This window comes from Vibrio sp. Y10_XG_PY6 (assembly GCF_024181795.1).
In the GTDB taxonomy this organism is placed as follows: Bacteria; Pseudomonadota; Gammaproteobacteria; order Enterobacterales; family Vibrionaceae; genus Vibrio; species Vibrio diabolicus.
The window spans coordinates 1,303,060-1,321,413 of sequence record NZ_JAMZAQ010000002.1; the positions used below are offsets into that span (position 1 = coordinate 1,303,060).

General features: G+C 44.9%; 19 protein-coding genes. 8 read left to right on the forward strand and 11 right to left on the reverse strand.

The annotated features are described in order from the left end of the window. Positions 1-70 precede the first annotated feature (70 nt). Both NL644_RS14375 and NL644_RS14380 read left to right on the forward strand, forming a co-directional pair. Positions 71-1,663 (forward strand): S41 family peptidase, encoded by a 1,593-nt coding sequence (locus NL644_RS14375; RefSeq protein WP_170902105.1) that lies wholly within the window; start codon positions 71-73, stop codon positions 1,661-1,663. A gap of 70 nt (positions 1,664-1,733) precedes the next feature. Next, positions 1,734-2,054, forward strand: a complete 321-nt coding sequence (locus NL644_RS14380; RefSeq protein ID WP_005397755.1) for a hypothetical protein — start codon at positions 1,734-1,736, stop codon at positions 2,052-2,054. 71 nt (positions 2,055-2,125) lie between these two features. Here the strand turns inward: NL644_RS14380 and rlmF are convergent, their stop codons facing one another. Then, positions 2,126-3,253: a 23S rRNA (adenine(1618)-N(6))-methyltransferase RlmF gene (gene rlmF / locus NL644_RS14385; RefSeq protein ID WP_253658555.1), complete on the reverse strand. Its 1,128-nt coding sequence runs from the start codon at positions 3,251-3,253 to the stop codon at positions 2,126-2,128. Continuing rightward, entirely contained in the window at positions 3,240-3,755 is a 516-nt protein-coding gene (locus tag NL644_RS14390) for a M48 family metallopeptidase (protein ID WP_054867354.1), read from the reverse strand. The genes rlmF and NL644_RS14390 overlap by 14 nt, the downstream gene beginning before the upstream one ends. Positions 3,756-3,893: 138 nt before the next feature. Between NL644_RS14390 and NL644_RS14395 the strand changes: the two genes are divergently transcribed. Continuing rightward, positions 3,894-4,124, forward strand: coding sequence for a glutaredoxin family protein (locus NL644_RS14395; protein ID WP_005377871.1), 231 nt, complete (start codon positions 3,894-3,896; stop codon positions 4,122-4,124). A gap of 27 nt (positions 4,125-4,151) precedes the next feature. Here the strand turns inward: NL644_RS14395 and NL644_RS14400 are convergent, their stop codons facing one another. After that, on the reverse strand, positions 4,152-5,021 hold the full coding sequence (locus NL644_RS14400; protein WP_136976270.1) for a LysR family transcriptional regulator: 870 nt from the start codon (positions 5,019-5,021) through the stop codon (positions 4,152-4,154). A 106-nt stretch (positions 5,022-5,127) separates the two neighbouring features. On the opposite strand from NL644_RS14400, the gene NL644_RS14405 reads away from it, so the two are divergent. The 3 genes from NL644_RS14405 (at position 5,128) to NL644_RS14415 (ending at position 7,699) form a co-directional block, all read left to right on the forward strand. Continuing rightward, positions 5,128-6,351, forward strand: coding sequence for an MFS transporter (locus tag NL644_RS14405; protein WP_253658556.1), 1,224 nt, complete (start codon positions 5,128-5,130; stop codon positions 6,349-6,351). Between the two features lie 89 nt (positions 6,352-6,440). Continuing rightward, the gene (locus NL644_RS14410) at positions 6,441-7,013 is read left to right on the forward strand and encodes a DUF1415 domain-containing protein (RefSeq protein WP_253658557.1); all 573 of its coding nucleotides are present in this window, start codon (positions 6,441-6,443) and stop codon (positions 7,011-7,013) included. A 110-nt stretch (positions 7,014-7,123) separates the two neighbouring features. Continuing rightward, positions 7,124-7,699 (forward strand): nucleoside triphosphate pyrophosphohydrolase family protein, encoded by a 576-nt coding sequence (locus tag NL644_RS14415; protein ID WP_005397767.1) that lies wholly within the window; start codon positions 7,124-7,126, stop codon positions 7,697-7,699. A 68-nt stretch (positions 7,700-7,767) separates the two neighbouring features. Here the strand turns inward: NL644_RS14415 and btuD are convergent, their stop codons facing one another. From btuD to cobT, 8 genes are all read right to left on the reverse strand, one after another. After that, positions 7,768-8,535 carry a vitamin B12 ABC transporter ATP-binding protein BtuD gene (btuD, locus tag NL644_RS14420; RefSeq protein WP_253658558.1) on the reverse strand — a complete coding sequence of 256 codons (768 nt, stop codon included), beginning with the start codon at positions 8,533-8,535 and terminating at the stop codon, positions 7,768-7,770. After that, positions 8,522-9,517 carry a vitamin B12 ABC transporter permease BtuC gene (btuC, locus tag NL644_RS14425; RefSeq protein WP_253658559.1) on the reverse strand — a complete coding sequence of 332 codons (996 nt, stop codon included), beginning with the start codon at positions 9,515-9,517 and terminating at the stop codon, positions 8,522-8,524. The genes btuD and btuC overlap by 14 nt, the downstream gene beginning before the upstream one ends. 82 nt (positions 9,518-9,599) lie before the next feature. Next, the gene (locus NL644_RS14430; protein WP_253658560.1) at positions 9,600-10,628 is read right to left on the reverse strand and encodes a succinylglutamate desuccinylase; all 1,029 of its coding nucleotides are present in this window, start codon (positions 10,626-10,628) and stop codon (positions 9,600-9,602) included. Positions 10,629-10,902: 274 nt separating this feature from the next. Next, entirely contained in the window at positions 10,903-12,699 is a 1,797-nt protein-coding gene (locus tag NL644_RS14435; protein ID WP_253658561.1) for a M3 family oligoendopeptidase, read from the reverse strand. Positions 12,700-12,827: 128 nt separating this feature from the next. Then, the gene (gene cobC / locus NL644_RS14440) at positions 12,828-13,442 is read right to left on the reverse strand and encodes an alpha-ribazole phosphatase family protein (RefSeq protein WP_182018904.1); all 615 of its coding nucleotides are present in this window, start codon (positions 13,440-13,442) and stop codon (positions 12,828-12,830) included. Positions 13,443-13,452: 10 nt separating this feature from the next. Beyond that, positions 13,453-13,986, reverse strand: a complete 534-nt coding sequence (gene cobU, locus NL644_RS14445) for a bifunctional adenosylcobinamide kinase/adenosylcobinamide-phosphate guanylyltransferase (protein ID WP_005397778.1) — start codon at positions 13,984-13,986, stop codon at positions 13,453-13,455. Next, the gene (locus NL644_RS14450) at positions 13,983-14,789 is read right to left on the reverse strand and encodes an adenosylcobinamide-GDP ribazoletransferase (RefSeq protein ID WP_046874846.1); all 807 of its coding nucleotides are present in this window, start codon (positions 14,787-14,789) and stop codon (positions 13,983-13,985) included. The genes cobU and NL644_RS14450 overlap by 4 nt, the downstream gene beginning before the upstream one ends. Further along, complete coding sequence (gene cobT / locus NL644_RS14455) at positions 14,789-15,832, reverse strand: nicotinate-nucleotide--dimethylbenzimidazole phosphoribosyltransferase (RefSeq protein ID WP_065646827.1); 1,044 nt, start codon at positions 15,830-15,832, stop codon at positions 14,789-14,791. Before cobT ends, NL644_RS14450 begins: the two co-directional genes overlap by 1 nt. 247 nt (positions 15,833-16,079) lie before the next feature. Between cobT and NL644_RS14460 the strand changes: the two genes are divergently transcribed. Together NL644_RS14460 and NL644_RS14465 are read left to right on the forward strand one after the other, a co-directional pair. Continuing rightward, the gene (locus NL644_RS14460; protein ID WP_005397784.1) at positions 16,080-16,769 is read left to right on the forward strand and encodes an NAD(P)H-binding protein; all 690 of its coding nucleotides are present in this window, start codon (positions 16,080-16,082) and stop codon (positions 16,767-16,769) included. A gap of 200 nt (positions 16,770-16,969) precedes the next feature. Beyond that, entirely contained in the window at positions 16,970-18,343 is a 1,374-nt protein-coding gene (locus NL644_RS14465; protein ID WP_253658562.1) for an L-cystine transporter, read from the forward strand. Positions 18,344-18,354 lie beyond the last annotated feature (11 nt).

Below are 18,354 nucleotides of genomic sequence, written 5' to 3' on the forward strand. Positions count from 1 at the left end.
TTCACCTAGCTAATAAAAACAAAAGCAAAACAGATAATTATAATTCTATTATTTATAAGGACATAGAAAAGTGAAATTTAAGTATTCTTTAGCAACGGCAGTCACTCTCGCATTATTACAAGGTTGTGGCGGTGGCGGCGGTGATGATTCATCTACTCCATCAACTAGCAGCGCAACCGGGCCAACATGGAAAGCCGGTGATTTTAGCCAACCATCAAGCTCGTTTGTCAACCAATGTGAAACCCCACGAGTGGGTCGAGACCCATATAACAATTATGCCGCCTATCCAGATAAATTAGGTTCTGCTTTACACGAAAAACTCTTTTTAAGAGCTTTTACTAACGAAACTTACCTTTGGTATGACGAAGTTCCTGATAATAATCCAGCAAACTACAAAACCGTGACGGATTACTTCAACACATTGGTCACCTCTGCTACTACCACGACTGGTAAACCGAAAGATCGCTTCCACTTTACCGTCCCTTATGAAGATGATATGAAGTCATCGCAATCTGGTTTAGTCGCTGGGTTTGGTTTTAACTGGGCATTCCTACGTGGCGTACAACCTAGAGACGTTCGTATCTCCTATACTGAAGAAGCTTCTCCAGCTGATAGAAACGGCATTGCTCGCGGTGATAAGCTTCTAAAAATCAATAATATTGATGTTGTTAACACCGGTAGTCAGTCCGACATTGATTTTATTAATAAAACTCTATTTAACCCTGACATCAATCAAGATTACACCTTCACATTTGAGAGTGTTGACGGCCTAGAGAAAACCGTGACGCTTACCGCCTCTGATGTCATGACTTCTCCAGTTAAAAATGCCAAAGTGATCGCACACAATGGTATGCAGATCGGCTATCTACAATACAACTCATTTGAACCAAGCGCTCAAGCCCCACTTATTGAGGCGTTCAGTACGCTCTCGGCAGAGAATGTTGACGAGATCGTCGTTGATTTACGTTACAACGGCGGTGGCTTAGTACTTCAGTCCTCGCAAGTAGGCTACATGCTAAGCGGTGCTGGTCAGAACCGAGTCTTCAGTGAGTTGATTCACAACGACAAAGTGATGCGTACCATTAAAGATGGGGATAACATCTATCGCTTTACGAATCTAGCAATAGACTGGGCAGCACAAAAGTATTCGGACCAAGTGCTGCCGACACTGAACAAAAAGCGCGTATATGTGCTGACTTCAGGAGGCACGGCTTCCTCAAGTGAACTGTTGATCAACGCTTTGCGCGGCATTGATGTTGAGGTTATCCAAATAGGCTCAACAACCACAGGTAAACCGTATGGGTTCTCAGCAGAACAAAACTGCGGCACTATGTACTACACTATTCAGTTCAAGTCAGCGAACGAGAAAAAATTTGGCGACTTCTCTGATGGTTTTATTCCTACTCCAAAGAGCCAAATCAATACCGAGCTAGGCTTAAACAATAGAGTGGAAGGTTGCTGGGTCAATGACGACCTAACAAAACCATTAGGCGATCCGTCTGAAGGTATGCTTTCTGCGGCACTAAACTACATGGAAACTGGAACCTGTCCGCCAGTCTCCTCTTCAAGTTTCAATGCCATGCCGCGTAACATTTCATCTCCGGAGTTAAGCGATCTTCGCTCTCCGCTACGAACAGAGGCAATTCATGTTGAGATCAACTAACTTTTTACGAATGCTGATTCGGGTTGCGCTTTTCTTAGGCACTTCGATTTCTTTGATAGGATGCCAAGCTATGTCACAAGAACCCGTTGAAGCATTGAGCAAAAAGAACTCTCCGGAAACAGTCATAGAGATTCAAAACGCGATCGCAGAAATCCAAGGGACACCAGCACCTAGAATCGCAAATAACGTATTTGAATCCTCACCGCATTTGTTGATTGAAAAAGGACGAGTAAAAGGGAACAACAATCAACTGTTGGATGGCAGCTATACGGATCTTCCAGACCAATATACGTTGCAGATAAGAGGTGAAACCTGTGGCTTGTACTATGCCAAAACAGATACTTTTGTCTCTCTCAGTTCACTAGATTGTGAGCCCATCATTAAGTTTTAGATCTCCCAAAATAGAAGCCCGCTGATATCAGCGGGCTTTCTACTTTATTGCTCAGTGTGAAACGGTCAACGTCACTTTAGTTCAATCCATGCTTTGCGCTGTTGTTTATCCATGTATGACCAAGCTACAAAGCGGCTCACTTTCTGTCCTTGACTCATTTCAACCACACGAATGGCTTTCACACCCAATTTTTCAAGCTGCTTGCGCATCGGGCGAACGTTGTCTTTTTTGGATATAAGTGTTGTAAACCACAAGACCTGCGCAGCAAAAGCTTGGCTTTCATTCGCCATTTTTCGGATAAACGCCGCTTCTCCGCCTTCACACCACAATTCAGCGTTTTGACCGCCAAAATTCAACGCAGGCTTACTTGTCTTTACTTGTGCGGTTTGAGGTTTTAGCCCTTTCTTACGCTGGTTTGCTTTTAGATTCTCGATTTTACGCTGGCTGCCCATAGCGGCATCTTCCGCCGAACGGTGGAATGGCGGATTACATGTCGTCACATCATAACGATCATTCGGTTGAATGATACCTCGATAAATATTGGCATCATTGTGTTGCTGTATTAGTGCAATTTTTCCCGTCAAAACACGATTGTGCTCTACGATCGTTTGAGCCGATTGGATGGATTTTGGATCGACATCGCTGCCCGTATAGTGCCAACCGTATTTTGTTACACCAACAATCGGATAAATACAGTTTGCTCCCACGCCAATGTCCAACGCTTTCACTTTTTGGTGCGTGTACTGACCTTTTACTTCACCATCAAGTAGCTCTGCCACTCGGTGAATGTAATCAGCGCGGCCCGGAATCGGTGGGCAAAGGTAGGTGTCGGGAATGTCCCAGAACTCGATACCATAATACGCAGCAAGCAATGCTTTATTGAGCATTTTAACAGCGTTAGGATCAGAGAAGTTTATGGAGTCTTCCCCTTTCGGATTTTTGATAACGAATGGCTTTAACTGTGGTTCACTTTCCACAAGTTTTTTAAAATCGTAACGACCTTGATGAACATTACGCTCATGCAAGCCATTCTTCGCTATTTTAATAAACTCGACTTCGCTCTTTCCTGCAGGCTGCGGAGATTTGCGCGCAACTTTGTCTTTAACACGCTTCGGCTTGGCTTTATTCGCGTCTTGATTCTGAGCCGCCTTTGAAGTCTTTGGCTTTGCTTGCTTCGCGTTGTGATTATTGTTCTTCATTCAAATTCGCTTTTAAATCGAGGTAAATCATAAACAAACGAGCATCAAATTCGAGTTGGTGATACTCAGGCTCCATGTAGCAACATAGCTGATAGAACGCCTTGTCGTGGTTTTTCTCACGAGTATGCGCCAACTCATGTACCACCAGCATTCTTAATAGTGGCTCGGGCGCATCCTTAAATACATTGGCAATGCGAATCTCGTTTTTCGACTTCAGCTTGCCGCCATGGTTTCTACTGATAACACTGTGCAAACCAAGCGCGTTGTTTACCGCGTGAATTTTCTTATCGTAGACAACTTTACTGATTGGCGCGGCTTTCTTCATGTAGCGGTTTTTGATTGCCATGGCGTACTCATAGAGCGCCTTCTCGCTTTTGATTTGGTGCCTATCGGGATAACGCTTTTCGAACCAAGGAACAAACTTGCCACTCGCTATCAATGAGCTCACCTGCTCTACGATGTTTTGTGGGTAGCCTTGAATGTATCGAAGTGACGGATGCATAGAATTAACGTCTGTTATGACAAAATAAAGGCGCTCAATATACCTGAGATAAAGGACAGTTTCACCTTAGCTTTCGCCTTTCATTTATGGTGAAAGGCCGTTAAACTTCGCCTCCCAATGATAATGGAGAGAAACTCAATGAAACGTGTCGTCCTTTACGTCAAAGACAAATGCCCTCACTGCAAAGATGCTCAACGTTATCTGGATTCGAAAAATATTAACTATCGTTTGTGCAATGCTAAGATGCAACGCGGTCGCAAAGAACTTGATGCGCTTGGTGCTCGTTCAGTGCCAGTTTTAAAAATTGGTGATCGGGTAATGATTGGCTGGAACCCAAAGAACTTCGAGAAGATGTACAAAGGCGACTAGTGCTCGAACAATGAATCTGCGCTGCGTTTAAACGTAGCGCTTGATAAAGTCGATAAACGTTCGATCTGCTATTGATAAATACCCCTGCTTGCGCCAAGCAAGTGCCAGATCCAGCGTCACTGGTGGTTCAAACGGCACGCCAACAACGCCTGACTCATGTTGGGTCACCAATTCCAGTAACGCGGTAATCGCAAACTCTTGTTTCACAATACTCAAAATCAAAGGCAGTAAGTTGGTTTCGAATGATGACTTCATGGTAAACCCATGCTCCTCACTCACCTGATCCAAAAATTCACGGTGAAAATAGCCATGCTGAAACATAACCAAATCGTGTTCAAAGAACTCATCAAAAGTAAGAGCGTCTCGCTGGGCTAACTCATGCTCAGGTGAAACAACTGCGACCATTTGGCTAGTAAATAAATGGTCAGTTTCTAGGTCATCAGGCACGTTATCACAACTGATCACACCGATATCAAGTTGACCATTAAGCAGCATACGACGAATCGATTGAGTCCCAGCTTCGACCAAGGTCAATTTTAACTCCGGGAACTGGCTTTTAAACGCCATCACAATTCGTGGAAAGAAATAACTGCCCATCATTGATGGCGTTCCGAGTCGTACTTCGCCTTTCGCTAAACCTTTCAACTCATCAATCGCGAGCTGCGCGTCGTGCAACTGTTGAATCACCCGCTTGGCATGTACAAGTAGCGTTTCGCCCTCTTTCGTTAAGCTGATTTTTTTATCATCACGGCGAAATAGGGTAACGCCCAAAGACTGCTCAAACTTTTTGATAGAAATGCTTAATGCGGGCTGGGCAATATGCAGGGCTTTCGCCGCATGGGTAATGTTTCCATGTTCAGCGACCGCCAGAAAATGTTTAAGTTGTTTCGATTCCATTAGATCAAAAATATATGGTGTCCATATTTTTAATATATTTTTTTAATTTACAACGAACTGATAGATTGATCACAGTCTCTCCATTTGCTCACATTAGGCAGAATTCATGGTCAGTTTTGGCACACCGGAATACAAACGCATTACGCTCTCGCTAGCGCTTGGTTCCTTCTTGGTTTTTTCAAATTTATACCTACTACAGCCAATGCTGCCCACTTTTGCCCAAATTTTCACGATCTCAGAAACACAAGTGAACTGGCTATTTGCGGCCTCAACACTGGCTCTCTCTTTTAGCCTCGTCCCAATGGCTGTGTTATCAGAATCAGTGGGACGAAAGCCAGTTATGATGGTCGGCCTGTTTTCGATTCCTACCCTTTCCGCTTTGATGCTGTTTGGTGACTCATTCCTGTTTTTGGTGGTATGTCGAGCACTGATCGGGGTCGCGCTCGCGGCTTTTGCTGCGGTCGCCGTGGCTTACATGGCAGAAGAGCTCGACAAGCACGCTTTCTCGATGGCAATTGGAACGTACATTGCGGCTAACTCATTAGGCGGTATTGCAGGGCGTATTAGCGGCGGCTTATTGGCGGACAATTTCAGTGTTGATGTCGCCATTGAAGTTATGATGGTGTTCACTCTTCTTGGTGTCATTGGTGTTCACTATTTATTGCCAACACAGCGCAACTTCACCCCGTCATCAAGCAGTTTGCGCCATCAAAATCGTGCGCTTATTGGTCATTTTAAAAACCAACGCGTGTGGTTCGCGATGCTGATAGGAGGACTCAACTTTGCTTTGTTCGTAAACCTTTACTCCGTCATGGGTTTCCGTCTGGTGAGTGAACCTCACAATGTGCCCGTCGGGTTGGCCTCACTGATCTTTATTTGTTACTTGGGAGGGACTTTCTCCTCTCGTTGTGCAGGCCACTGGAGTAAATGTTATTCCTCAATCCTCGGTATGTTCTTGGGCGCGATAGTGAGCATGACGGGGATGTGGATTGCTGCGGTTGAAAGCTTGACTGCAATGCTAGTTGGATTGTTGCTGATAAGTTTTGGTGCCTTCTTTACTCATACCCTCGCCTACGGTTGGGTCGGTCAGAATGCCACTCGTGCCAAAGCCACCGCGACAGCGCTCTACTTAGTACACTACTACGTAGGCGGTAGTTTGGGAGGATTCTTACTTCTTTATTGTTGGCAACATGGTGGTTGGTCGAGTGTTCTTATAGGGGGAAGCGCCGTCTACCTAGCGATGTTTGCTGCGATTGCGTATTTGAAACACATTGCCGAAAGAAAGCATACAGACCAAACACCTGACGCAGCGAGTTTAAAGAGTAGCTAAGTTGCGCTCATTTGCGTAATACCTCTCTGGTTACTTGGATAACCAACTCTGCTATGCTTGCGCTACTTTAATAAAAACCAGAAAGTCGTATGTCAACGCGTTCAACACAAAACACAGATATCGAAGCGATCACTCAACAGGTCGATCAATGGCTCAACGATGTGGTAATCGGACTCAACCTTTGTCCGTTTGCTGCCAAACCGCAACGTAATAAACAAATCAAAATCTTTGTTAGTGAAGCGACTCAAGAAGCAGCGCTTCTTGAAGATATTTTATTGCAGCTGATTGAGCTGAGTAACACAGAGCCCGAACAACTTGAGACCACGTTGATTGTGGTTCCCAACATGCTACAAGATTTCTGGGACTACAACTTTTGTATCGATTGGGTTGAAGGATTAATTAAGCAGCAAAACTGGGAAGGTGTTTTCCAAGTAGCAACTTTCCATCCTGATTACTGTTTTGGTGGCGCAAGGCCTGAAGACGACGAAAACCTGACCAATCGTTCTCCTTACCCGATCTTCCATTTGATTCGCGAAGAGAGTATGGAAAAGGTACTAAAACACTATCCTGATCCTGAATCCATTCCCGATACGAACATCGCTCGTGTTTCCGCCCTTTCAGAGGAAGAACGTAAAAAGCTGTTTCCTTACCTATTTCGTTAAGCACTACCATTACCCAAAGGCAGATTTATCACCAGTTGGATTCAATGCCCTTGGGGTTCAAAGTGCGGTTTGGTATCATTGCCGCTTCAATCGATTCAATGGAAATTAGAATGCAACTGTCAAAGCTAACCCAAGAGATTTTTGATCACTTATACCGTGATATCACCGAGTTCCGTAGTACGTTCGACTTACCAGTCGCAGACGCTGCAAGCCTTGATGCACAAGCAGATACACTACACACCTCTTTGGCGATCGAAGAGCTAACAGAGCTAGCAGAAGCAGATTGTAAAACTGAGCAAGCAGATGCCATCGTAGACAGCGTGTATGTATTAATGGGCCGTCTCGTTCATCTTGGCCACAGCAAAGTAGAAGACAACCTAGCGATCAGCTACTTAATTGATCTTCTATTAAACGTTGCAGTAAACCGTGGTATTGAATTTATTCCTTGCTGGGATGAAGTGCACTCAAGCAACATGAGCAAAGTATGCCGTAACGAGCAAGAGTACTCAGAAACAGAAGCATTCTACGCGGAACAAGGCATCAAGTTGATGGCGGTGCAGAAAGGTGAATACATTATCGCGAAATGCGCCGAAGATTTCGTATCGGAAGGTAAAACCATTCGTAAAGGCAAAGTACTCAAATCAGTTTACTACCGCCCAGCAGATCTAAAACCGCTGACTCAGTAAACGTTGAGTTTGGCTATCTCGATTAAAAAAACGACCTCAAGTAGGTCGTTTTTTATTGTCCCTAAATACTAATCAAAGATTAAATAAGGTTGCTCATCTACGATGACCTTTTTGACTTGAGTATTGAACACTTCCCCGAGCGCTTCTTCCGTTAGCACAGTATCGGCATTTCCTGATGAGTGCAGCACACCGTTGTTAAGCAGCAATACTTTATCTGCGTGCTTTAATGTGCGATTGAGATCGTGATTAGCAACCAATACTCCAATTCCCTGCGCCGCCATAGCGTTAATCAATTGATAGAGCAGCCCCTCTTGCGCAATATCTAATGGTGCTGCTGGCTCATCCAAAATTAAAAACTGCGAAAAAGGATTAATGGTACGCCACACCTGCAAACATACGCCTGCTAATCGGACACGTTGCCACTCACCACCGGATAATGTTTGAATACTGCGATGAAGCTTATCTTGAAGTTGTACCAGCTCCACCACCATATTGACGGCATCACGCACTTTGATATCCGCAATCTCAGCACCACTTGGCAGAGATAAAGCGAGATACTGAAACACATCAACATTAAACGCTGGGCGTGATTGCTGACACAAATAACCTCGAACATGAGCTTGCTCTGACAACGGTAAAGTAAGCAAGTTTTTGTCGCCAACGTACACTTCACCACTCATACCCCCTCGGTAGCTTAACGTACCAGAAATCGCAGCCAATAAAGTACTCTTACCTGAACCATTAGGCCCAACGACATGTACGATTTCGCCTGCTTTGCATTCAAAAGAAAGAGGCAATAATCGACTACCAACCGACATATGTTTAACGTGCATCATGACTCTTCACCAGCATCCAGATGAAAATAGGTGCGCCAATCGATGTTGTCATGACACCTAAAGGTAGCTCTGCGGCGTCCAATAACAGCCTTGCGCCGATATCCGCAAATACAAGTAACGCAGCGCCAGATATTGCAGAAAGTGGCAATAAATAACGGTTTTCTGTACCAAAAGCCAAACGCAACAAGTGCGGGACCACCAAACCAACAAAACTGATGATGCCACCCAAAGCGACTGAACTACCCACCAAAACAGAAATGGCGAGGATCAGTTTCCAACGCATTTGATGTACATCGACTCCCAATTGGGTCGCATGAATCTCACCAAGCATCAATTTATCAAGCGACTTGCCTTTACAACACAACCAGATAAGCACCGGCAGCATCACCAAGGTAACGGTATGTTGATACCAACTTGCACCACCAATGCTGCCCATTAACCAATACATCAGTTGGCGTAAGCTAAGATCATCACTAAAGTAAAAAGCCCACGTCACAATCGCGCTCGATAAAATACCCAATGCGACCCCAACCAAAAGCAATCGAGCCGTCGTCAGGTGCATTGCCCTTGCTATCGCCACCAAAACAAACGTGAATACCATCGAGCCTGCAATCGCTGCCAACATAAAAACAATCGGGGTAGGAAGAACAGGTGACGCGAACATGATTAAGACCATTGCTAAGCTTGCACCACCAGATATACCAAGCACGCCGGGTTCAGCCAACACGTTCCCAAGCAACACTTGTAACGTCGCGCCAGATACCGCTAACGCAGCACCAATAATTGCCGCAGACACCAACCTCGGTAAACGTAAGTCCACCAATAGCTTATGTTCAAATGCAGATAAAGATTGAAAAGGAGAAAGGAAAATTTCTCCGACCATCAAGTGGATGGCAGAGAGTACAGCGAGCACGAGCGACATAACCATCAGGTTACGTTGCCAGCGTCGTTCCTTGTTCAGGATTAGTTGTTGAAAATCCATAGCGGCCGATAAAAAAAAACGAGGCTTAACCTTACAGTTAAGCCTCGGTAAATTGCAATTAACTTCTCAAAGCAATGTTGGATTAATCGTAAACCAACTCGCCCTCTTCAAAACGGGTTTTCACTTCACAAACCATCAGAGCTGCACGTTGACCTATTGCGACATGACGGTTCGGGAAGACAATCGCTTCGTTTTCGTTCTTCGCCATTAATGGTTTGTCGCCATCATGACCAAACACTTCGCCGTGAACAAATGAAGTGAAGTTTTCAACATTGTCGTCGAACATAAAGTCAAAATCTTTGTTCAAGCGAACGATTGTGCGACTTACTCGATATTTAATGCATGGTTTTGGTAGGTGTTCTGGCTTCGTTTCCGCAATCAAATTACGTAAAGACAAATCAAACGCAGTCAATTTGTCGAGGTCATTTTCACCAATACGAGCCACACGTCCAAGCTCCATCGTCAGAGCCTGCGCACCAAAGTTCTCGGCACTGTACCAGCTAAACGTGCTCGATGGTGAGTTTGACAGGAGCACAGCTTCAATGTGCGCACTGTCCAAGAAATCGATCAATGCCTTACTGCGCACAGGATGACGAGTCTTAGGACTTACTGCAAACGTATAGTGCTTCGAGCCTCTAATCGCGCAGTGTAAATCAAGGTGCCAGCGTGTTGTCGGGTCGGTATCCTGATAAAAATCTCGAACAAGCAGCTTAAGCGTATCGGCGATGACAAGCTCTTTTGTCTGCTTGTGTTCTTTTTCGTCAAACAGACGGTTGAGGTTTTCTTCAAGGAATCGCGTGTGCGCCAGAGTGGATTCTGGGTGAGCGATAATGAACAGACAACGGGTATCGACCGTCTGGAACCCAGATTCTATGTCTTGAATAATGGAATCCACCAGCTCCATCGGTGCGGTTTCATCTCCGTGAACCCCACAAGAGATGATGATGTTCTTCGTATCCTGAGTATAATTCGCAGGGATTACTTCTAATACACCACGCTGATAGAGTTTAAGTTTTACACCGTTAGAAAGCACCTGCTCCGCTGGTGCAACATCGATATGAACATCTAACGTGTCAGTTAAAAACGATTGGCGAAAGAGAGACTTCGTCATGCGTTACTCCTTAATAGCACGGCGGGTATGTTAATAAATTGTACAAAGGATTTTTGTTGCTGCGATCTCACTTATGAGTAGAAATCACTATTTCCCTCGAAAATCCGATACCTTTTCGCGCCAGGCACTCAAATCAAGCATTGAGGCGTTTAATTTTTAAACAATTACAAAGTGTTAGGGCTGTGAACTTTACCACAGCCCTGATTAAGATCATTATGATTTGATCAAATTTTTGTAGCTATAAAGCAGATTATGCATCAACACTGCGAAAAACTTAGCCGCGCTGTGCGAGTAAACGCTCAAACTCATCGACTTTTTCACGCACTAGCTCAACGCTCTGCTGCCAAAACGTTGGTTGAGTTAAATCCATCGATAGATGCTTTTCGACAACATCTTCCGCCATCATGCAGCCAGTATCGCGCAGCAAATTGATGTAATCGGTGTAAAACGCTTCGCCTTTGGTTTCTCGCTGTGCATAAATACCCTTGCTGAATAAGAAACCAAACAGGTATGGGTAGTTATAAAAACTCACACTATCGATAGAAAAGTGCAGCTTGCTTGCCCAGAAGTACGGATCCGGCTCGCTCATTACGTCGCCATACCATTCTTTCCAAGTTTCAGACATCAACTCACAGAATTCATCTGCGGTTAACTCTCCATCCTGGCGGCGTTCATAGAACGATTTCTCAAACTCGTAGCGAACTGGAATGTTGAGCATTAAAGCTAGCGCAGATGACAACTCTTCCCACAACATCTCGAGCTTTTCATCGACGCTCTCCGCTTTCGAAATCAAATGATCACGAACGATGTTTTCTGCAAAGATAGAGGCGGTTTCTGCTAACGTCATTGGATAGTAAGTTTGGCAAAGTGGCAAATCACGAATAACCCAGTTATGGAACGCATGGCCAAGTTCATGTGCAAGAGTCATAAGGTCTGAGCGACTGCCACTCCAAGTCATAAACACAAGTGGTGTTCGCGTTGCTGGCAGTTTTGTGCAGTATGCGCCGAGACGCTTGTTGGCATTTGGCGCGGCATCAATCCAACCATTTTGTACCATCAAACGGACAAACTCCGACATCTCAGGGTTTACTGTTTCAAATGCTTCACAAATAACATCAATCGCTTCATCAAAGTCGTAGACCTTCGCTTCACCGCTCAAAGCAGGCATAGCCGCCAGATGATTCCAAGGTTTCATCTCATCCAGACCATGTACTTTCGCCATCAATAAACCCGCTTTCTGACCAATAGCTCGACTGTCTTTGGCTACTGTCATCATCGCATTTAAAGTTTCAGCTTGGATTCGGCTACCATGCAAACTCGGCTCTAGGAAGTGAACTTCACGCTTCGTCGAACGCTTTTTGTTTTCAGTTAAACGCCATCCTGCTAACGCATTCAAAATTGCAGCGAATGATTCTTGGTGCGTTTGCATTGCATCTTGTACACCTCGCCACGCGGCTTCTTGACGCTCAAATTCAGACCCATAAAGGATGCTTGCCGCTTGAGAAAACCCAAGCTCTTCACTCTTACCATCTGCGTACTCAAGCTTCACTTTCAATGAGCCAGTCAGGTTATCGTATAGGTTACCCCAAGCCGATTTACCATCCACACTCATCGCAGCCAGTAACTGTTCTTCGGCGTTACTAAGACGAGTATCCGCCAGCTTTCTGGAGTTCAAGATAGAAAATGCTTGCCCACTGATATCAGGATTCTCATGGTCTAACACGCGCAAGATAAACTCTTCGTCGGCATGCGTTAGTGTCAAATCAAAGGGACTGAACGCTTGAGAAAGTTCCGAAAAGATGCGGGTCATTTTACCAAGTAACGATTTCGCTTCGGCGTTTGTTGCATCAACAGAAGCATAACAACTCGCAAAATTTGCAACTGTGCCCGCTAAACGACTCGCGGCTTCATTGGTCAAAATCGCATTTTGCATGATCTCTACGTTGCCGCAATCTGCTGATTGTTTATTCAAAAGATCAATACATTGTTCCACAAGAGCAATATCGTCTTGAATTCGTGGGTCAGAAAGGTCGTTATAAACGATGGACAAATCCCAACTCGGCGTTGTCATTTCTATATTTCCTTTTTATGTAACTGAGTCAATTTTCGCTTCCTGCACCTAGCAGATGGGCTTCCACTGACATCTTCCGTGACTATGCCCATAAGCAGTATCGCTTTGGGCATTTTAATATTTATAAATTAACGAGTTAAAAGAGGTACGCCAATCGAACGCACCGAGGCGTAAATTTGCTCATCTATGGTAATTGTTATATGCGTGACAGAAGCGTTTCCTATCGACAACGTCGAATACCACTTGGGGTTACGCCAATCTAACTCCAATACATGAGCAAGAATCATACGAATGACGCCACCATGCGTGACGATAAGTAGATTGTCATTGATATCGTTGATGATTTGAGACCACACGCGACATATGCGCTCAGAAAATGTGCTTAAGCTCTCAGCATTCGGCAACGTGTGTTGTGCTGGCGATTGCCAAAAAGCATCTAGCTTTTTCCACTGTTCAGTGAGCATATCAAAAGGCACACCATCAAAATCACCAAATGCGATTTCTTGTAAAGATTCATCCGTCATTACTGGTAATAACTGCTGTTCAGCAATGATGTTTGCCAGTTCTTGACAACGTGAAAGCGGAGAACAAATCACTCCACCCACACCTCGTCCACTCTCGATCCAAGCCCGAGCAATGCTTTCTTGGTCAGCAGGCGTAACTTTTACATCCGTTTGGCCATGAAGTCCTGGTGGAGCGTCTACTTTTCCATGACGCACAAGATAGATGTTGAGTGTTTTCATTTCTTCCATCCTACTCTTTAAGAACCAACGGCAAGCCAGCAGCAACAAAGGTAACACGATGGCAAACACTGGCTAGTTTTTGATTCATCCGTCCTGCATTATCCACAAAGTAACGACTAACCGCCCCCAAAGGCACAATGCCCATTCCAACCTCGTTAGAGACGAATATTAACGTCGCATCTGAACCACGTACCACCTGTATAAGCTTTTCAATTTCTGCTTCTAGCTTCTCATTGGAACATTCATCACCTAACTCAAATATCCAATTATTGAGCCACAAGGTTAAACAATCGACCAGTACAACATCGGTGTTAGCGAAATTTGTCAGTAACTCAGATAAATGAAGGGGGCATTCATGCTCTTGCCACTCGCCCCCTCGTTGCTTCTGATGATGCGCTATTCGCTCTCGCATTTCTTGGTCAAATGGCAGCGCGGTTGCAACATAATGTAATGAGTGTTGAGAAGTGGTCGATAATTGCTTGGCTGTTTTTTCCGCCAAATGCGACTTCCCAGAGCGCGCGCCACCGAGTATCAATTGCTTCATGAGATGTGATAAAACCCAATCATAGTGAGATAAACAAGCAGTTCCGATAGCTGCTGCGCTGCGCCAAGACAATCCCCCGTAAAGCCGCCAATTCGCTTGGTTAACCAACGTTTGAACATCAAACGAAATACCACGAGAACAAGCGATATAAAGATCGCCTGCGTGATACCAAGCACAAGCAATGTTATGCCACCAGTAAACAACAAAATGGAGACTTCTAAAGAAGACTGGCTATTTGCCAGCGGTTTACTTTTCGACGTATCACTGTCACTGACATAAGGCATGTCATAAATAAGCGTCGCGGCTAGTGCTCGGCTTGCGGTATAAGCGACGACAATGACCAACCAAAACTGCGGCAAGTTAGCCAGTTCACTCCAAAAAACATACTTAGCCAATAACGCCATAATGAGAGTGGCTGCACCATAAGTGCCAATGCGGCTGTCCTTCATAATAGAGAGGCGTCGCTCGACAGTCATGCCACCGCCAATGCCATCCGCCATATCAGTCAAGCCGTCTTCGTGAAATGCCCCTGTTAACAATAAGCTAAACACCATCGTTAATACTATGGCAACCGATTCTGGGAAAAGAATTGAGGTGAGCGAAAATACCAGAGCACAAAGTGCTCCAAGCACGAGACCAACTAACGCGAAGTAACGGCCAGCCTGATTCATGCGTTCTTCACTGTATGGCAACGCTTGGGGTACGGGTAAGCGACTAAAAAAACTGATAGCTAATAGAAACAACTCCCACTGGTATCTTAACGATGACGGCGTGACGTTCTCAGAATTATCAGGGACTGACACTATACTGTAACTCCTGCACTCTCAAAGCTCGCCATCTTGTTGTAAAACTGGGCAGCAGCTTTTAACAAGGGTAAGGCAAGAGCGGCGCCGGTTCCCTCCCCTAATCGTAAACCAAGATCGAGTAGAGGTTCTGCTTTTAGGTACTCTAATACAAACTTATGTCCATTTTCTTCGGAGCGGTGGGCAAACAACATGTATTCGCGTGCTTCTTCGTCTAGCAACGTTGCTATATACGCAGCAACCGATACGATAAACCCATCCACTAAAACTGGAGTTTTAAGCCGCTTGGCTTCTAAAAAAGCACCTACCATTTGTACGATTTCAAAGCCTCCAACCTGTGCGAGAATCGCTTTAGTATCAAGACCTCGACATCGGTTTACTCCCTGTGCAACCAGTTTATATTTGCGGCTCAACTGCTGTTGATTGATTCCGGTGCCAACGCCAACACAATAATCAATATCTAATGAACTCAGCGCCGATAACAGTGCGGAAGCCGAACTGGTGTTACCAATGCCCATCTCACCGAACATCAATAGATTTGAGCCAGACAAAATGGTTTGCTCTGCAATCTTCGCACCATACTCTAAACCTAGCGCCACTTGTTCTGGGGACATCGCTGATTGTTTAGAAAAATTAGCCGTACCGTTACCCAATCGTTGTTCAACCAAGTTTGGATGAGACTTAAATTCTGGAACCAGCACATCAATAGGTGCCAACATACCGCAATCTATTACTTTGAGTTGGATGCCATTGATGTCGCAAAAACAGTTGATGGCAGCGCCGCCGGCGAGAAAGTTAGCCACCATTTGCTGAGTGACTTCGCTTGGCGCAATGCTTACGCCTTCCTCTGCAACGCCATGATCTCCAGCAAATACCAGCATGCTCGGTTTACAGATAGCGATGGAATCAACTGGCTGAGGTTTATCCTGACTTTGAATAAGAGCTAGCTGTAGTGCCACCTTTTCCAATAAGCCTAAAGAACCGACGGGTTTGGTTTTGTTATCTATGCGCGCTTGTATCTCCGCTGCAAAAGAGTCATCCATTTTTTACGTTCCTTTGATGTTGTCTGGGTGAGAGGTGTTCCATTGATTAAGAAATCTTGCTCAGCCCCAGTTTTGAGCGTCCACTATTGTATACCCTTGCATCCGCTTGGGGCAGCGCTAATCAGATTTCTGTTAGGAAAGTCTACTGAGTTCGCAGAGCGTCTCACCTTTCGAGCATTCGATTATAAGTAACTCCTTGAAATCCGCTACAATAGCTTAGGCTATATTCCCATATAGGAGAAAGGACATGGATAACAACACCTGCGCCATCATCGCTGGGGCGACTGGCTTAGTCGGTTCAAAAGTCATTACAAACCTCATAAATCAATCAGGTGTTGGGACCTTATATTATCTTTCTCGCCGCCCACTCGATGGCGTCCTAGATGCGGACAATAAGCTTGTTCCTCTCATTGATGCCGACCTTTCTATCCACCAATGGGATGATAACCAACCAACACCGACCATCGGCTTTATCTGTTTAGGCACAACCCTTAAGCAAGCAGGCAGTAAGGATAATTTACGTAGAGTAGATGTTGATCTGGTGTGTAAAGTCGCCCAACAGATGAAAACGATCGGAGTCAAACGCCTTGCGGTTGTTTCTAGCCTTGGTGCAAATAGTAAATCACCATCCCATTACTTAGCCTGTAAAGGACAAATGGAACAAAGAATCGAAGCTATGGGTTTTGAGGAAATCGTGTTTGTTCGCCCAGGCCCGCTTGTTGGTCAACGTCAAAGCCCAAGAACGGACGAGAAGTTAGTGCAAACTCTGTTTAAGGTAATTCGCCCATTCATGCTTGGCAAACTGTCCAACTTTTTACCTATTCGAGCGGAAGATGTCGCCAAAGCGATGATTTATCAACTTTTCAGTTATCAAGAAGACTCGGTGGTTTACTTACAAAGGCAAGAAATGCGTGACTTACTGCATCACTACGAATAACCATTTTGTACATTTAACGTGCTAATTCACACTCTCACGCGACTTAGATCTCGTTTTTATATTCATTTTAGATCTAGCTAATACCCGTTTGTCATTTTTAAAGTTATATCGCGAGCGTTATCTTACGCCCCATAAACAAATCCGTATAAAACCCCGTATAAAAAACAACCGCCATTTCGGCAGGTTGATAAGGTCAGATTATGAATTTTGCAGTGATAGCCTCTCTAGCCGTCTTTGTTGGCATATTGTTCTTTCTTTTTAACCAACAACAAAAGAAACACACACTTTCTCGTCTCGTTTTAATCGGTCTTGTTACTGGTTCTCTTTTTGGTCTTGCTTTGCAACTCATTCACGGTGAAGGCAACAGCGCAATTGCTCAAATACTTGAATGGGTAGGCATTGTAGGCAGTGGCTACGTTGGTCTACTGAAAATGGTCATCATGCCACTAGTATTGGTATCGATGATCTCTGCAGTTGTTAAATTGGAGAAAGGTGGATCATTAGGTAAAATTTCTGGCCTGACCATCTCTGTTCTTCTAGTAACGACTGCAATTGCTGCACTTATCGGTATCTTGGTGACAACAACATTTGGCCTGTCAGCAGAAGGGTTAACTGAAGGTGCTCGTGAAACCGCTCGTATCGCCGTTTTAGAAAGCCGTGCTGGTACAGTAAGTGACCTGACTATTCCTCAAATGCTAGTTAGCTTCATTCCAACCAACCCATTTGCTGATCTAACAGGTGCTCGCTCGACCTCAATTATCGCTGTCGTTATCTTCGGTGTATTAACCGGTATCGCCGCTCGCAAAGTGATGATGGAAAAAGCAGAGTTAGAATCACCGATTCGTACTTTCGTAGAAGCAGCTCAGTCAATCGTTATGCGATTAGTGAAGATGATCATGGCGTTAACGCCATACGGCATCGCAGCACTGATGGCAAAAGTGGTAGCGACATCAAGCGCAGGCGACATCCTAAACCTACTTGGCTTTATTGTGGCGTCTTATGTTGCTATCGCTCTGATGTTTGTTGTTCACGGTGTATTAGTCTCGTTTGTCGGCGTTAGCCCTGCGGAATACTTTAAGAAAATCTGGCCTGTACTGACCTTTGCGTTTACATCTCGTAGCTCAGCCGCAACGATCCCACTAAACGTAGAAGCGCAAATCACCAAGCTTAACGTTCCACCAGCGATTGCAAACCTATCAGCATCGTTTGGTGCCACTATCGGCCAAAACGGATGTGCAGGTATCTATCCTGCAATGCTGGCAGTGATGGTAGCTCCGACAATGGGCATCAACCCACTGGATCTACACTTTATCCTGTCATTGATTGCGATTATCACCATCAGCTCATTTGGTATTGCAGGTGTTGGCGGCGGTGCAACGTTTGCAGCCTTGATTGTTCTTCCTGCAATGGGCTTACCTGTGACCATCGCGGCGCTGCTTATCTCTATTGAACCATTGATCGATATGGCACGTACCGCACTGAACGTTTCAGGATCAATGACTGCGGGTACGATTGCTAGCCGAGTGCTGAAGTCACCAGAAAGCGAAACAGCATTGGAAGAAACACGAGCGTAAAGCTCAAACTA

Excerpts from the sequence above, each read along its gene's own strand:
- NL644_RS14380 (WP_005397755.1), top strand. The coding sequence starts at position 1,734 with ATGTCACAAGAACCCGTTGAAGCATTGAGCAAAAAGAACTCTCCGGAA.
- rlmF (WP_253658555.1), bottom strand. The coding sequence starts at position 3,253 with ATGAAGAACAATAATCACAACGCGAAGCAAGCAAAGCCAAAGACTTCA.
- NL644_RS14390 (WP_054867354.1), bottom strand. The coding sequence starts at position 3,755 with ATGCATCCGTCACTTCGATACATTCAAGGCTACCCACAAAACATCGTA.
- NL644_RS14395 (WP_005377871.1), top strand. The coding sequence starts at position 3,894 with ATGAAACGTGTCGTCCTTTACGTCAAAGACAAATGCCCTCACTGCAAA.
- NL644_RS14400 (WP_136976270.1), bottom strand. The coding sequence starts at position 5,021 with ATGGAATCGAAACAACTTAAACATTTTCTGGCGGTCGCTGAACATGGA.
- NL644_RS14405 (WP_253658556.1), top strand. The coding sequence starts at position 5,128 with ATGGTCAGTTTTGGCACACCGGAATACAAACGCATTACGCTCTCGCTA.
- NL644_RS14410 (WP_253658557.1), top strand. The coding sequence starts at position 6,441 with ATGTCAACGCGTTCAACACAAAACACAGATATCGAAGCGATCACTCAA.
- NL644_RS14415 (WP_005397767.1), top strand. The coding sequence starts at position 7,124 with ATGCAACTGTCAAAGCTAACCCAAGAGATTTTTGATCACTTATACCGT.
- btuD (WP_253658558.1), bottom strand. The coding sequence starts at position 8,535 with ATGATGCACGTTAAACATATGTCGGTTGGTAGTCGATTATTGCCTCTT.
- btuC (WP_253658559.1), bottom strand. The coding sequence starts at position 9,517 with ATGGATTTTCAACAACTAATCCTGAACAAGGAACGACGCTGGCAACGT.
- NL644_RS14430 (WP_253658560.1), bottom strand. The coding sequence starts at position 10,628 with ATGACGAAGTCTCTCTTTCGCCAATCGTTTTTAACTGACACGTTAGAT.
- NL644_RS14435 (WP_253658561.1), bottom strand. The coding sequence starts at position 12,699 with ATGACAACGCCGAGTTGGGATTTGTCCATCGTTTATAACGACCTTTCT.
- cobC (WP_182018904.1), bottom strand. The coding sequence starts at position 13,442 with ATGAAAACACTCAACATCTATCTTGTGCGTCATGGAAAAGTAGACGCT.
- cobU (WP_005397778.1), bottom strand. The coding sequence starts at position 13,986 with ATGAAGCAATTGATACTCGGTGGCGCGCGCTCTGGGAAGTCGCATTTG.
- cobT (WP_065646827.1), bottom strand. The coding sequence starts at position 15,832 with ATGGATGACTCTTTTGCAGCGGAGATACAAGCGCGCATAGATAACAAA.
- NL644_RS14460 (WP_005397784.1), top strand. The coding sequence starts at position 16,080 with ATGGATAACAACACCTGCGCCATCATCGCTGGGGCGACTGGCTTAGTC.
- NL644_RS14465 (WP_253658562.1), top strand. The coding sequence starts at position 16,970 with ATGAATTTTGCAGTGATAGCCTCTCTAGCCGTCTTTGTTGGCATATTG.